Consider the following 14,408-nt stretch of genomic DNA (forward strand, 5'->3'; position numbering starts at 1 on the left):
TGGACTCAAGGGCGGCGCGTTTATTCAGAAAACACGCGTCATCGTTAACGGCCATATCGCGAGCAATCGAGCGTCGACCGGCTGCTCCTACAAAAAGCTGCGTTCGCTTAACTGAACAACATTGTGCTCCTATAGGGCATTGGGGCTTGCCCCCTCGCCACCGCCACAATTTTTTCATTCCTTTCCTTCCCCCTCTTGACGACCTATCAGGTTCTGGTGTCTTCTGAAACCGGTTTCAGCGAAGTCTCATGACCGCTGCTTCCCAATAATTCCAATAAGAAGGTCGTACACCGTGAACAGTTTTTCCGCCGCCCAACGCAGCCGCGTCACCATGCTCGATGTCGCCGAACGCGCCAGGGTCTCCAAGGCCAGCGTGTCGCGCTTTATCGGCGAAGACCGCGCCTTGCTCTCCGATGCCATTGCCTTGCGCATCGAACAGGCGATCAGCGAGCTGGGTTATCGCCCGAACCAGATGGCCCGAGGACTGAAACGCGGGCGCACCCGCCTGATCGGCATGCTGGTGGCCGATATCCGTAACCCTTATTCGATTGCCGTGATGCATGGCGTGGAAACCGCCTGCCGTCAGCACGGCTACAGCCTTGTGGTGTGCAACACCGACCGCGATGACGAGCAGGAACGTCAGCATTTGGCGGCGTTGCGCTCCTACAACATCGAAGGCCTGATCGTGAACACCCTCGGCCATCACCTGGATCAATTACGCGAACTGCACGATGAAATGCCCATGGTGCTGGTGGATCGCAAGGTCGACCAGTTGCACAGCGATCTGGTCGGCCTGAATAACCCCGCCGCAGTCCACACCGCCCTCACGCACCTTGAACAACAAGGTTATCGCGACGTATTGATGGTCAGCGAACCCTATGACGGCACCAGCTCGCGGATCGAACGGGTCAGCAGCTTCACCGGCGAGATCGCGCAGCGCCCGGCCCTGCTCGGCAGGGTTGTCGAGACCGGTGCCGAGCTGACCGCACGCCTGCAAGCCTTTCTCGCCACGCCCGGCCCCGGCCCGAAAGCCCTGTTCTGCGCCAACGGCATTGCCGCGCTGGCCAGTACCCGCGCGCTGCGTGAGCTGGGTTGCGGACTGTTCGAGGATGTGGGTTTGATCGCCCTGGATGATCTGGACTGGTACCCGCTGGTGGGCAGCGGAATCACCGCCCTCGCCCAGCCCACCGAAGCCATCGGCGCCAGTGCATTTGATTGTTTGCTCAAGCGATTGCGCGGGGATGACGGGCCCGTACGGACGCTGGATTATCCGGCGCAGTTGATTGTTCGTGGGTCGACGCGAGGGGTTTGCTGACTGACAGGCCTCTTCGCGAGCAATCGAGCGTCGACCGGCTGCTCCTACAGGTTCAGCGCTGTCCTTGTAGGAGCGAGCTTGCTCGCGAAGAGGCCCTCACAGACAACACAAATATCCGATCAGCATCATTCAAATTTTTTTGAACCTTTTTTTGCACAAAAAATGAAACCGGTTTCAGAGGTCAATAACCATGAATAAATCACCCGTTTCCATCAGCCTTTCCAGCTACGGCGCCGAGCTGGTTCGGCAACGCGGGCAACTGGCATTCGTCGAGTTGCTGGCCAGCGCCGGAGCCAGGCGCATCGAGTGGCGTGAAGAACTGCTCACCGCCGAAGACCCGCGCGAACTGACCCGAGCCATCGAACAACAGGGACTTGAGGCGGTGTTTTCTTCGCCGCTGGAACTCTGGGTGGCCGGGCAGTCGCAACCCAACCCACTACTGGCCGCGACCCTGAAACGGGCACAGTCCTTCGGCGCACGATGGCTGAAAGTGTCCTTGGGTTACTTCACCGACAACAACGACCTGCACAGCCTTGCGTCCTGCCTGGCACAGCATCCGGTCCAGTTGCTGGTGGAAAACGATCAGACCTTACAGGGCGGACGCATCGAGCCGCTCCAACGGTTCTTCGCTCAGGTCGAGCAACACAAGCTGCCGGTGCAGATGACCTTCGACATTGGCAACTGGCAATGGCAGGACCAATCAGCCGCCACCGCCGCACGCTTGCTGGGCCGCCATGTAGGTTACGTGCATTGCAAGGCTGTCACGCGCAGGGCCGACAGCAAACTGGTGGCGATACCGCCCGGCCCCGGCGACCTGCATCTATGGGAGCAGCTGCTGCAGCACATGACCCAAGGCGTAACCCGGGCGGCGGAATACCCGTTGCAAGCCGATAACTTGCTGCAATTGACCACCGAGCATGTCGCTGTCCTGGCCCGACTGGGTCAATCACGGCTGGAGAGCGCCCATGTCTGAGATCGAGATTCTGTCGTTCGGCGAAACCATGGCCATGTTCGTCGCCGAGCAAACCGGTGAACTGGCGCAGGTCGGGCACTTTCACAAACGTATCGCCGGGGCTGACAGCAACGTCGCCATCGGCCTGTCGCGGCTGGGGTTCAACGTGGCCTGGCTGAGCCGGGTCGGCGCTGATTCCCTGGGGCGTTTTGTGGTCGATACGCTGCAAGCCGAGGGTATCAACTGCGCCCATGTCGAAGTCGATCCGCTGCACCCGACCGGTTTTCAATTCAAATCCCGCGAAGATGACGGCCGTGATCCGCAAGTGGAGTACTTCCGCCGGGGCTCGGCCGCCAGTCATCTGTCGATCGAAGCGATCCGTCCGCAACTGCTGCAAGCCCGTCACCTGCATGCGACGGGCATTCCGCCGGCGTTGTCGGCCACGGCCCGCGAACTGTCTCGCGAGCTGATGACGCAAATGCGTGCGGCCGGGCGCAGTGTTTCCTTCGATCCCAACTTGCGGCCGGCCTTGTGGGCCAGCGAACAACAGATGATCACTGAAATAAACAAGCTGGCCGCCCTCGCCCATTGGGTATTGCCGGGTTTGAGTGAAGGCCGCTTGCTCACCGGTTTCGAAGACCCGGCCGACATTGCCGCGTTCTATCTGGACCACGGCGCCGAAGCGGTGGCGATCAAGCTCGGCGCTCACGGCGCTTACTACCGTACTCATCAGAATCAGGGGTTTGTCGAGGCCGTGCCGGTTGAAAACGTCGTCGATACCGTCGGTGCCGGTGATGGTTTTGCGGTGGGCCTTATCAGCGCGCTGTTGGAGAACGACAGCTTTAGCGACGCGGTGCAACGCGCCAACTGGATTGGCAGTCGTGCGGTGCAGAGCCGCGGGGATATGGAGGGATTGCCGACACGTGCCGAATTATCAATTGCCCTTGATGATCGTTCCCACGCTCTGCGTGGTAACGCCTCTCTGGACGCTCCGCGTCCGCTCTTGTGACGCAGAGCGTCACGGGATGCATTCCCACGCAGAGCGTGGGAACGATCTCTGATTCACCGTTTACCCGTTACCTGCTGCGACAAAAACAACAAGCTCAGGAGCACCATCATGCAAACGTCCAAACTCGCCACCCGCCGCTGGTGGTACATCATGCCCATTGTGTTCATCACCTATAGCCTGGCGTATCTGGACCGGGCCAATTACGGCTTTGCCGCGGCCTCCGGGATGGCCGCCGACCTGATGATCACACCGGGACTCTCGTCGTTGCTCGGCGCACTGTTTTTCCTCGGCTATTTTTTCTTCCAGATACCGGGGGCGATCTACGCGCAGAAGCACAGCGTGAAGAAGCTGATTTTCGTCAGCCTGATTCTCTGGGGCGCCCTGGCGACACTGACCGGGATCGTCTCCAACGCTTATATGTTGATCGCCATCCGCTTCTTGCTCGGGGTGGTCGAAGCGGCGGTGATGCCGGCGATGCTGGTTTATCTCTGCCACTGGTTCACCCGCGCCGAACGCTCGCGGGCCAACACCTTTCTGATCCTCGGCAACCCGGTGACCATGCTCTGGATGTCGGTGGTGTCCGGCTATCTTGTACAGCACTTCAGCTGGCGCTGGATGTTCATCATCGAGGGCCTGCCGGCGGTGCTCTGGGCATTTATCTGGTGGCGTCTGGCCGATGATCGTCCGGCCCAGGCCACGTGGCTCAGCGATACCGAAAAGCAGGACCTGCACAGTGCGCTGGCCGCCGAACAGGTCGGGATCAAAGCGGTGAAAAACTACGCCGAGGCCTTCCGTTCGCCGAAGGTGATCATCCTCGCGCTGCAGTTTTTCTGCTGGAGCATTGGTGTCTATGGTTTCGTGCTGTGGCTGCCGTCGATTCTCAAGCACGCGGCACAGATGGATATGATCGAGGCCGGCTGGCTGTCGGCGCTGCCTTATCTGGCCGCGGTGATTGCGATGCTCGTGGTGTCGTGGGGCTCGGACAAAATTCAACGGCGCAAGCGCTTCGTCTGGCCGCCGCTGCTGATCGCTTCCGTGGCGTTCTATGGCTCCTACGCCCTGGGCGCCGAACATTTCTGGTGGTCATACACCTTATTGGTAATCGCCGGGGCCTGCATGTACGCACCTTATGGACCGTTTTTCGCCATCGTCCCGGAAATCCTCCCGGCCAACGTTGCCGGTGGCGCCATGGCCTTGATCAACAGCATGGGCGCCCTTGGTTCTTTCGGCGGCTCTTATCTGGTCGGTTACCTGAACAGCTCCACCGGTTCGCCCGGTGCTTCCTATCTGTTGATGAGCGGCGCGTTGCTGCTGTCGGTAGTGCTGACGATTTTCCTCAAACCGGGAGCCAGTGACCGGGCGCAGCCCAAGGTCTCGCCAAGACGTCCTCTGGCCGCACACTCCTGAATTGAACTGAAGGTGAACACGATGAAAAAGCACGTCGTCCTCTACAAGAAACTCTCGCCAGAACTGATGGCCCGTTTGCATGAACAGGCACAGGTAACCCTGATCGACAAGCTGGACAGCGACGGTTTGATGCGTCTGCGCGATGCCTTGCCCAGTGCCCAGGGTTTACTCGGGGCCAGCCTGCGTCTCGATGCCGACTTGCTCGATCTGGCGCCACAGCTGGAAGCCGTCGCCAGCGTCTCGGTGGGCGTCGACAACTACGACATCGACTACCTGACACGGCGCAACATTCTGCTCAGCAACACCCCGGATGTGTTGACCGAAACCACCGCCGATACAGGCTTCGCCTTGATCCTGGCAACGGCCCGGCGAGTGGTCGAGCTGGCCAATCTGGTCCGCGCCGGGCAATGGAATCAAAACATCGGGCCGATGCATTTTGGCAGCGACGTACATGGCAAAACCCTTGGCATCATCGGCATGGGGCGAATCGGTGAGGCGCTGGCTCAACGTGGGCATTTCGGCTTTGGCATGCCGGTCATTTATCACAGTCATTCACCGAAACCGGCAGTGGAGAAGCGCTTCAATGCGCAGTACCGCAGCCTTGCGCAGTTATTGCAGCAAGCTGATTTCATTTGCCTGACCTTGCCACTGACGGCCGAAACCGAAGGTCTGATCGGCGCTGAGCAGTTTGCGCTGATGCGCCCGGAAAGCATCTTCATCAACATTTCCCGGGGCAAGGTGGTTAATGAAGCCGCGCTGATCGAGGCGCTGCAACAGCGGCAGATCCGCGCGGCCGGGCTGGATGTGTTCGAGCGCGAACCACTGGGACACGACTCGCCGCTGTTACAGCTGAACAACGTGGTGGCGACGCCGCACATTGGCTCCGCCACCCATGAAACCCGCGAGGCCATGGCCCGTTGCGCGGTGGACAATCTGCTGGCGGCACTGGCCGGCGAGCGGCCGGCGAACCTGGTGAATGGATCGGCGTGGGAGAGGCGATTGAAGGTGCTCTGACCGATATGATCGTTCCCACGCTCCCGCATGGGAACGATCTGAATCAAGCCGACGGCCGCTGTTCCAGTAAGTCCGCCGCACACCGCACGATCCACCGATACACCGTATCCCTCAAGCAGGCGCTCTGACATCAGGTGTTACGCGATCCGTAGCAGCTGGCGAAGCCTGCGTTCGGCCGCGTAGCGGTCGTAAATCCTGCTTGCACGGTTAATCTGAAAAACCGCAGTGCCTGATCTTACGACTGCTGCGTCCGAACGCGGCCCGAGCCGAACGCAGCCTTCGGCAGCTGCTACGGGTGCCCGCACGATGATCATGCCGACGGCCGCTGTTCCTGCAAATCCGCCACACACCGCACGATCCGCCGACACGCCTCGGCCAGGCGCCGCTGATCCACCACCAGGCCAATCCGGATATGCCCCGCCGCGCTGGGGCCGAACGCCTCGCCGGCGAGCACCGAGACGCCATATCCCTCCAGCAGGCGCTCGGCAAATACCTGGGCGCCAAGCCCTGTTTCACGAACATCGACCATCACAAACATACCCCCGTCGGGCGTCACGGCAGTGATACCCGGGCAATCGGCCAGGCGTGCACAGACCAGATCCCGACGCCGGCGATACTCGTCACGCATCTGCGCAAGCTCCGGCAAATCGGCATCAAGGGCGACTTCAGCCGCCTTCTGAACGAAATCCGGCAAGCCGAACAGCATGCACAGCGACAGATGGATCAGGTGTTCCGTCAGAGGCTTTGGGCCGATCACCCAGCCGACCCGCCAGCCGCTCATGGCGTGGGATTTGGACAGACTGTTAAGGGTCGCCGTGCGCTCGGCCATGCCCGGCAGGCTCGCCGGGCTGATGTGCTCGCCTTCGTACAACAGGTCGCTGTAGACCTCGTCGCTGATCAGCCACAAATCGTGCTCAATGCACAGCCGCGCCAGTGCCTGCCAGATTGGCAGCGACAGGCTTGCTCCCGATGGGTTGTTCGGACTGTTGAGCAACATCGCCCGGGTCCTGGGCGTGATCAGCGCCGCGACGTCCGCCGGATCAACGCGAAAGCCATTCTCCGGACGCACCGCCACCGGAACCACCTTGGCCCCGCAGGCGCCGAATACACCTTCGTAGGTCACATACATCGGTTCGGCGACAATCACCTCGTCGCCCGGATCCAGCAGGCATTGCGCGACCGAGTACACCGCACATTGCGCTCCCGGCAATACCACGACGTGATCGGCCTCAATCGCCTGACCACTGCGCCGGACATGGCGCCGGGCGATGCTGTTGCGCAGCGAGCGGTTGCCACGCACCTCCGAGTAATGGGTATCGCCGGCCAACAGGCTGTCGATGGCGGCCTGGACAATCGGTTTGGGGGTGTCGAAGTCCGGGTCGCCGACCGATAACAGCAACACATCGGCGCCCTGCTCCAGCAATTCAAGTGCTCGGTAGTGAATCTGCCAGGCCGCTGCTCCGTCGCCGGCAATACGTTGGGTCAAGGCTGAATAGCGCATGTCTCTCTCCTGTTGCGCGAGCTCCAGCCTAAACCCTAACTTAAATCACAAACCGCGCCACCATTGCATTCAAATCCACCGCCAGTCGCGACAGCTCATGGCTGGCGGCGCTGGTCTGGTTGGCACCGGCAGAGGACTGGCTGGCCAGGTCACGGATGTTTACCAGGTTGCGGTCCACTTCCCGCGAAACTTGCGCCTGTTCTTCCGAGGCGCTGGCGATCACCAGGTTGCGTTCGTTGATCAGGTGGATCGACTGGGTGATCTGCTCCAGGGCAACGCCGGCAGCGCGGGCCATCTCCAGGGTACTTTGAGTGCGTTGATTGCTTTGCTGCATGGACTCGACCGCCTGGCCAGTACCGTTCTGGATGCCAGCGACCATTTTTTCGATTTCCTGGGTCGATTGCGCCGTGCGATGGGCCAGCGCGCGAACTTCATCAGCCACCACCGCGAAACCACGACCGGCTTCACCGGCACGAGCGGCTTCAATAGCAGCGTTGAGCGCCAGCAAGTTGGTCTGCTCGGCAATCGCCCGGATCACGTCCAGTACCTTGCCGATGTCACGGCCCTGCACGGCCAGGCCTTCGATCATCGCCGAGGTGGTTTGCACATCCTGAGTCATGGTCTGGATCGCACCGACGGTTTCCACCACCCGGTCACGACCTTCGCGGGCCGCCTGGGTCGACTGGTTGGACGCCTCGGAGGTGGAGACCGCATTGCGCGCCACTTCCTCCACCGCGGCGGTCATTTCGTTGACGGCGGTCGCTGCTTGTTCGATTTCGTTGTTTTGCTGTTGCAGGCCGTGGGACGCTTCCTCGGTGACCGCGCTGAGCTCTTCAGCGGCCGATCCGAGTTGCGTCGCCGAGCCGGCAATCTGCTCGATGGTCTTGCGCAGATTGGCCTGCATGGTAGACAAGGCACTGAGCAGGCGCGCCGGTTCGTCGTTACCATCGACGATGATCGGTTTGGTCAGGTTGCCGCCGGCAATGATTTCGGCGGCTTCGACCGCCTTGTTCAACGGCGTGACAATGCTGCGGGTGAGCAACCAGGCCAACAACACGGTAATCAGCGCCGCGACCACTGAAACACCGATGATCCCGTGCTTGGCAGTGTCATATTGGTCACCGGCCTCGGTATTGGCTCTTGTGGCATCGGCTCTGTTGATTGCGATGAGTTTGTTGAGCTGCTCGCCCATCTGGTCGGTGCCGTCCTTGATTCGGGTATTGATCAAGGTGCGCATCTCATCGACTTTGTTCTGGCGCGAGAACTCCATCATCTGGTTCTGCGCTTGCAGATAACTGTCCAGGGTCACTGTAAAGCTCTTATACAGCGCCGCTTCTTCGCCTCCCGCGGGCAATGCCGCGTAGCTCGATTGTGCCTGCCTGACCTTGTCCATCAGTATGACGATACGTGTTTCAGCTTCCTGCAGACCGGCCGCCTCACGGTTGACCAGCACCCGGAACGACAAAATGCGCAGACGCAATACGTTTTCCGTGATGCTCCCCAGGTAACTCACGCTGGGCAGCTGGTTGCTTTCCATGTCAACCGATGCCTGGCGGATGATCGTCATGCGACTCACCGCGAACACGCCCAAAACGACAACAAGCAACGCAATGAAGGCAAAACCGAGGAAGGCTCGAGGCGCGATATTCATATTTCGTAGGGACATAGGATGGCTCTCGGAAGATGTAGGGCTGCGAGCATCCTTGCGCTAGAGACTGCCAGGCACGGGACCGTGCTTCACCGGACAGTTGGGCGCCACTCTTGGGGTGTTTTGTGTGGACCTGTCACCGATATCGGCAGGGTTTGAGGTTTTATGCGGCCGGCCCTGAAATATTCCTCAAAAAGCGACGAGCGGTGCAGGCGAAGGAATCCTGACTCCATAGCAGGCGCTTCGTCGCGCCTACGCGGTGAATATGCCTACTTGAATCAATGTCAGTGGATGACAGAAACGCCTTTGACCTCTGAATTAAAGTGCCGCACCTGTTAGTTCTTACAGGTTCCAAGGTCGTTGAATCCGTTTATAACTAGCCCGAGCCCACAGCACCGAAACAGGTGTCTGTAAGCCGGTCGCGCGAACCACGCCCGTTTGAAGTAGGAAGGATCCGTTGCGCCCACATCATAGATGGATAAATGGGAGAGTCTTTCATGCACCGTTCGAACCCGATCACCGCCCGGTCCTCCGTTACCCAGTCCCCTCTTCACCCAGTGGGAACCGAGCACCTGGAAGGCATAACACTCACCAAAAGAGAAAAAGAAGTCCTGCAATGGAGTGCCAGAGGCAAATCTTCCTGGGAAATCGGCCAGATCTTCTGCTGCAGCGAAGCCGGCGTGAATTACCACTTCTGCAACATTCGCCGCAAATTCGGCGTGAATTCGCGTTGGACCGCAGTGGTCAAGGCGCTGGAACAAGGCTTGATCCATTTGCCTTGAACCGGGCTGGCCGCGGTGTACGGCGCGCCAATGGCCCACACAGAGACATTGCATGAACCCGGCACCTACGCCCCTGCCCACATCCAAGAGTCAATTCCTCGGCAATGCCGGCGACGATGCCCTCGTATCGCGCCGGCATTGCAACCCAAGGCCCCAGCGCATCATCCTCGCCGACGACCACCCCGTGGTGCTGATGGGCGCCAGAATGGCCCTTTGCCCCATTACCCATACCTCGTATGCCATTGTCGCCGAGGCGCAAAATGCCGATGAACTGATCGACCGACTGGAGCGCACACCCTGTGACATTCTGGTCAGCGACTATTCGATGCCTTACGGGCGCTTTCCCGATGGGCTGGCGTTAATGGGCTATCTGAAGCGTCATTTCGGCCATGTACCGCTGATTGTGATGACCATGTTGCGCAACCCTTCTCTGTTGCAAGCCTTGCTCAATACTGGCGTGTGCGGCTTGTTCGACAAACGCAGCCCGTTGAGCGAACTGAAACAGGCGGTGCAGAGCGTGACCAAGGGCCGTCGCTATCTCAGCCCTTCTTTTGCAGAGATTCTCGAAGCCCAGACCTTGCCCCGCGCAAGTACTGACGCGCCGCGGGTCAGCCTTTCCGAACGAGAAATGGAAGTGGTGCGCCTGTTCGTCCAGGGCTTGTCCGGCCGGCAGATCGCCGCACAACTGAACCGCAGCGAAAAAACCATCAGCCGACAAAAACGCACTGCCATGGACAAGTTGGGACTTGGCCATGACAGTGCGTTGGTGGAGTTTGCGCGATTTAGTGGGTTGTGCGGATGAGATTAGCTTGTTCTTTTTTCCATTTTTCTATTTTCTTATAATCAACCATGTAATCGCGGCGCTGATTCTCCTCATTATATATATTCATTTCTAATTCATCTATTCGCTTCTGATTGGGGTTAGGTGCAGCAGGTTTTGGTGGTACTGGTTTAGGTGCCGACCTGGATGAGCCAGGAAGAGGCATTTGCCCTCGTCTTGATTGGTCGATATATCCACTACCGTTAACGGGTGGAGCCGCTTCAGCTTTTGAGTAGACAGGACTACTTTCGAAATTCGAGTTGTTTACCCAGCGCTGGGTAGATCCAGGTTTTGGGGCCCGGGCCGAGGTGCTGGGCTGAGGAATGCTTTCAATGACGTTGTAAGCCGATGCACTCGGGACACTCTTACTGACGCTTTTGGCTACCGTATCGGTTTGGCTGCTAGCTAGTTTACCTGTGCTGGTTGCGGCCTGACTTGAGCTTGTAACCACCCTCGCAACTTGCGTCGTTACAGTGCTGCTCTGCGCCGTTCGAGAAACCGTTCGAGCTGCACCTGTGCCTGCAATTTCTGTTCCTGCTTCAGCTAAAGCTTGTTTAATCCAGCCCATATGCCCCGTCGGGTCCTTAAATTTAACCGGATTCCCCAGACAGTACATATACGCATTCAACCCCCCATCCCCAAACGGACTCCAACTGTCCGGGCTGTGAAACCGCATCAACACCGGATTGAACGCCCGATAGCCATTACCCAGCAAATACCAACCGGTTCGCGTTTCGCGCAGTTCGCCGTTGTAACCCAAATGGCTGCTCACCGACGCTTCATCCGCGCGATGGCCGTACGGCGAGTAAGCGATGTCCTTGCGAGCATCCTGACTGACTTCACACAGCACGCTGTTCTTGTCGTCACTGGCCAGCAACAGCGACTTTGGGTCAGCACCTGCCTGGTGCTCGGCGAGCACAATGCCGTCGGCTCGTACGAAGGTACTGTTGGTGGAACCCTGAAGCTGATTCGCCAGCTCGCCGTTCTGGTAGAAACGCTGTTCGTTGCCGCCAGACGTACTGCGTCCGTTCAACGTGTCCAGTGAGTCATAGTGATAGTCATTGGCCGTTTCGCCGGACAAGGCGCTGACGCTGGTCAGACGACCCAGGCTGTCATAGGCCAGGAGACGACCGACTTCGTCCTGCAACAGATTGCCGTCAGCGTCGTAGGTGAAGTCAATTCGTTGCGGGTAGTCCGGCTGGAAGGTATTGGTGATCGCCGTCAGTTGGCAGGGATCGGCCTCGTTTGTGTATTCGTAGTAGCTCGAGTTGCGTCCGCCCTCGAACGTGGTTTCCACGAAGTCCAGATTGTCTTGCGCATCGAAACCGAACAGCTGGCTCTTGATGACCTTGCCGTACGGGTCCTCAGGCGCCTGGCTGCCATTGCAGCTGTACTCGACCAGACGTCCGCGCGAGTCATACATATAGATTTCATCTCGCAGTGTCTCGGCGCCTTGCATCAACGTACGCTGAGTCAGCCTGTCGACCTCATCGTAGGTCTGGGCCAGGGTTTGGATCACCCCGCCGCCCAGGTCGAATGTACGCAGTACTTCCCGGCCAAAATCATCGTACTCAAGGTCAATCTTCAGCTTCTGCGCGCCATCGAGCGTTTCGATGCCCTTGAGTTGCCCCAGATCGTCATAGGTGAATATCGAACGGGTATTACCCAGCGCAGTGGCTTTCAATCGGGCGTATTGGTCGTACTCGTAGGTCTGGGTTTGATTGAGCACATCGGTATAACTCATCAACCGCGCTTGCCGGCTGTATTCGTAGTGCATGACGTGCGTCACTTCGCCCGTCTGCTCCCGGCGTTCGCTTTTCAGTTCACCGGTGCTGAAATACTCGCGAAAAAGGTTATGTTTAATGCCCGATTCGTCTTCTTCCTCAGTCTTCAGCAGGCGAGCATTCTGAGCATCGTAGGTATAGATGGCGGTACTCTCCAGCGCAATCCGTTGCTCCGGGTCTTCGCCCAGTTCCGGCCGGTAGACGTAACCGATTTCCAGGCCGCTGGGGCGCTTGACGCTTTTGGGCTGGCTTTGCCCCGGATCGAAGGTATAGACACTTTCACGCCCGCCGGTAATTGAAACAATCATGCGGTCCAGGCCATCGAAGACTTGTTCCCCCAATACAGTGCCGTTGACACTGATCTTCACCGGCAGGTCTTCGCTGCTGTGCCCGGCATACTGGCGCTCGACCTCATTGCTGTCCGGCAACAGGGTTTTGGTCATACGGTCGAAAGCGTCGTATTCATAACGCGTCCAGTTGCCGGCAGCATCGTACTCTTCGGCGGTACGCCCAATACCGTCGTAATGGTAGAGATGCTCGCTGATCACCTGACCGCCCAGGTCGATACGTTTGACGCTGTCGGGCTTGTCGAACAGGTTATTGGTCGTGACCGTTTTACCCATGCCTTCGAGCCATTGAGTGGTCGTGCGGGCAATCGGATCGCTGACCTCGTGTTCCTCGACCCCATCGGGTCGGATCACACTGTGCTGCTCACCCCAATCGTCGTAGTTGAAGAGGCTGGTCAAGGGAACGTCTTTTGCTCTTTCCCAGTCGATAACGGTTTCGCTGGTCATCTGTTCAAGGTGGTTGTAGGTCGCACGGTAGGTCTCACGGAACGCCTGCGGATTGCCGCCCAAGGCATCGGCATCGCGCCGGGTTTCTCTGAGCACCCGGTTGTGTCCGTCCAGCCAGGTGATGGTCTCGACGCCCTTGACGTCCATGGCGCTTTGCATCGCCTGTTGGCCCGTATCGTTGGTGAGCGTGTAGGTATAGGTGCGGCTGGCCTCATAGGGGGTGCCCGGGGCCACGGTTTCTTTGGTCACCCGGCCTAGCAGGTCATATTCGTAGGCGATTTCCACATCGTTGTCGTCACGGTTGAGCAGAGGCTCACCGTTGAGTAGCGAGTGCTCCAGCGTGATGACTTTTTTCTGGTCGTCAAACCCGCTCAAGGTATTGACGGTGTGCAGCACCGTTTCTCCAGCCCGGGCGTTTCGGGTTTTGCTGTAGGCATAACCGGTGGTAGTGGTTTTGCCGTTGAGGGTCACTGCGTCTTGCAGTTTGCGCCCGTGCTCAAACGCATTGTCGGGAGCATCGATATAGCTGAAGGCGCTGTGTTGCAGAACCTGTGCGTCGTTAAGCAGTGTCTCTTCGTTCAGCGCCAGCCAGGGGCCGCTGCCCGTGAGGCCCTGATATTCGGCGTAGCGATAGCGGGTGTGCAGGGTCGGTGCACGGCCGTAATCGGAGCGGGCCGGGGTCACGGTCTTGCTCTTGAGGTTGCGCACGAACCCTTGCGGGTCGGCCGGGCAGCCGTCTTCGCCCTCGGCGTTGTACCAGGTGCTGGTTTCGGTCACGCCGTTGGCGTTGACCTGGGTCAGCAGGTTGCCAAAGTTGTCATAGGTGGTGCTCACCACCTCGGTGTGCCGGGGCACGGTGGCGCTGACGTTGCGCCAGGTCTGGGTCACGGTTTTCGGCAGTTGGCAATACGCCGGCTGATCCTTGAAGTCCAGCCGCGGATCGATGTAGTACTCGGTCTCGGTCACCAACAGGGTGTCGTCGTTTCCGGGCGCGGCTTTTTGGGTCACCTCTTCCAGCACCATCAGATGAAAGCGGTTGAAGACCCGCCGGGTTTCACGCACCTTTTTCTTGCTGACGTCGTCCCAGAGGATCTCGGTGGTTTCGTATTGATAGCCAGGGCTTACTTTGTAGAGGTTGTCCAGGCCATCGTCGCTCCACGACACACCGCTGCCAAAGCCCAGAAAGTTGTGATCGTCCCTGTCGTACTCATAACGGCTTTCGATCGGCGGCTGGCCGAAACCCGGATCGCGTTTGTGAGAGTCCACCCGAGGCAGGCTGCGCTCGGTCAGGCCCGGGAAGTAATGCGGCGTGCCCGAATAGCTGACGGTTTCATGGCCGCCGGTCGGGGTGTAGACGTTCTTGAGGCAGGTCAGGTCGCTCA

The 14,408-nt window shown here is 59.1% G+C and carries 10 protein-coding genes and 1 pseudogene; 7 read left to right on the forward strand and 4 right to left on the reverse strand.

Features of this window, described 5'->3' with window-relative positions; translation table 11 throughout:
- Positions 1-292 precede the first annotated feature (292 nt).
- From AC07VR_RS27670 to AC07VR_RS27690, 5 genes are all read left to right on the forward strand, one after another.
- Positions 293-1,315 carry a LacI family DNA-binding transcriptional regulator gene (locus tag AC07VR_RS27670; RefSeq protein WP_495013145.1) on the forward strand — a complete coding sequence of 341 codons (1,023 nt, stop codon included), beginning with the start codon at positions 293-295 and terminating at the stop codon, positions 1,313-1,315.
- 190 nt (positions 1,316-1,505) lie between these two features.
- Positions 1,506-2,288 (forward strand): sugar phosphate isomerase/epimerase family protein, encoded by a 783-nt coding sequence (locus AC07VR_RS27675; RefSeq protein WP_495013146.1) that lies wholly within the window; start codon positions 1,506-1,508, stop codon positions 2,286-2,288.
- Entirely contained in the window at positions 2,281-3,276 is a 996-nt protein-coding gene (locus tag AC07VR_RS27680) for a sugar kinase (protein ID WP_495013147.1), read from the forward strand. Before AC07VR_RS27675 ends, AC07VR_RS27680 begins: the two co-directional genes overlap by 8 nt.
- A 108-nt stretch (positions 3,277-3,384) precedes the next feature.
- Positions 3,385-4,683, forward strand: a complete 1,299-nt coding sequence (locus AC07VR_RS27685; protein ID WP_495013148.1) for an MFS transporter — start codon at positions 3,385-3,387, stop codon at positions 4,681-4,683.
- 21 nt (positions 4,684-4,704) lie between these two features.
- Positions 4,705-5,697: a 2-hydroxyacid dehydrogenase gene (locus tag AC07VR_RS27690; RefSeq protein ID WP_495013149.1), complete on the forward strand. Its 993-nt coding sequence runs from the start codon at positions 4,705-4,707 to the stop codon at positions 5,695-5,697.
- A gap of 310 nt (positions 5,698-6,007) precedes the next feature.
- Here the strand turns inward: AC07VR_RS27690 and AC07VR_RS27695 are convergent, their stop codons facing one another.
- From AC07VR_RS27695 to AC07VR_RS27705, 3 genes and pseudogenes are all read right to left on the reverse strand, one after another.
- On the reverse strand, positions 6,008-7,198 hold the full coding sequence (locus AC07VR_RS27695) for a pyridoxal phosphate-dependent aminotransferase (protein WP_495013150.1): 1,191 nt from the start codon (positions 7,196-7,198) through the stop codon (positions 6,008-6,010).
- A 40-nt stretch (positions 7,199-7,238) separates the two neighbouring features.
- Positions 7,239-8,102 carry a methyl-accepting chemotaxis protein gene (locus AC07VR_RS27700; RefSeq protein WP_494991719.1) on the reverse strand — a complete coding sequence of 288 codons (864 nt, stop codon included), beginning with the start codon at positions 8,100-8,102 and terminating at the stop codon, positions 7,239-7,241.
- A pseudogene (locus AC07VR_RS27705) lies at positions 8,097-8,864 on the reverse strand (MCP four helix bundle domain-containing protein); the annotation flags it as partial. The gene AC07VR_RS27700 and the pseudogene AC07VR_RS27705, both read right to left, overlap by 6 nt.
- 479 nt (positions 8,865-9,343) lie before the next feature.
- Here AC07VR_RS27705 and AC07VR_RS27710 point away from each other — a divergent pair.
- Together AC07VR_RS27710 and AC07VR_RS27715 are read left to right on the forward strand one after the other, a co-directional pair.
- Entirely contained in the window at positions 9,344-9,628 is a 285-nt protein-coding gene (locus AC07VR_RS27710; RefSeq protein ID WP_495013151.1) for a helix-turn-helix transcriptional regulator, read from the forward strand.
- 52 nt (positions 9,629-9,680) lie between these two features.
- A complete protein-coding gene (locus AC07VR_RS27715; protein WP_495013152.1) occupies positions 9,681-10,430 on the forward strand; it encodes a response regulator in 750 nt (249 codons plus the stop codon).
- On the opposite strand, the gene AC07VR_RS27720 is transcribed toward AC07VR_RS27715, so the two are convergent.
- On the reverse strand, positions 10,411-14,408 hold a 3,998-nt coding region (locus AC07VR_RS27720; RefSeq protein ID WP_495013153.1), incomplete at its 5' end, for an RHS repeat-associated core domain-containing protein. The two genes, AC07VR_RS27715 and AC07VR_RS27720, sit on opposite strands and share 20 nt — an antisense overlap.

Source organism: Pseudomonas sp. GW821-FHT02H09, assembly GCF_059421425.1.

Excerpts from the sequence above, each read along its gene's own strand:
- AC07VR_RS27700 (WP_494991719.1), bottom strand. The coding sequence starts at position 8,102 with ATGCAGGCCAATCTGCGCAAGACCATCGAGCAGATTGCCGGCTCGGCG.
- AC07VR_RS27695 (WP_495013150.1), bottom strand. The coding sequence starts at position 7,198 with ATGCGCTATTCAGCCTTGACCCAACGTATTGCCGGCGACGGAGCAGCG.
- AC07VR_RS27680 (WP_495013147.1), top strand. The coding sequence starts at position 2,281 with ATGTCTGAGATCGAGATTCTGTCGTTCGGCGAAACCATGGCCATGTTC.
- AC07VR_RS27685 (WP_495013148.1), top strand. The coding sequence starts at position 3,385 with ATGCAAACGTCCAAACTCGCCACCCGCCGCTGGTGGTACATCATGCCC.
- AC07VR_RS27690 (WP_495013149.1), top strand. The coding sequence starts at position 4,705 with ATGAAAAAGCACGTCGTCCTCTACAAGAAACTCTCGCCAGAACTGATG.
- AC07VR_RS27715 (WP_495013152.1), top strand. The coding sequence starts at position 9,681 with ATGAACCCGGCACCTACGCCCCTGCCCACATCCAAGAGTCAATTCCTC.
- AC07VR_RS27675 (WP_495013146.1), top strand. The coding sequence starts at position 1,506 with ATGAATAAATCACCCGTTTCCATCAGCCTTTCCAGCTACGGCGCCGAG.
- AC07VR_RS27710 (WP_495013151.1), top strand. The coding sequence starts at position 9,344 with ATGCACCGTTCGAACCCGATCACCGCCCGGTCCTCCGTTACCCAGTCC.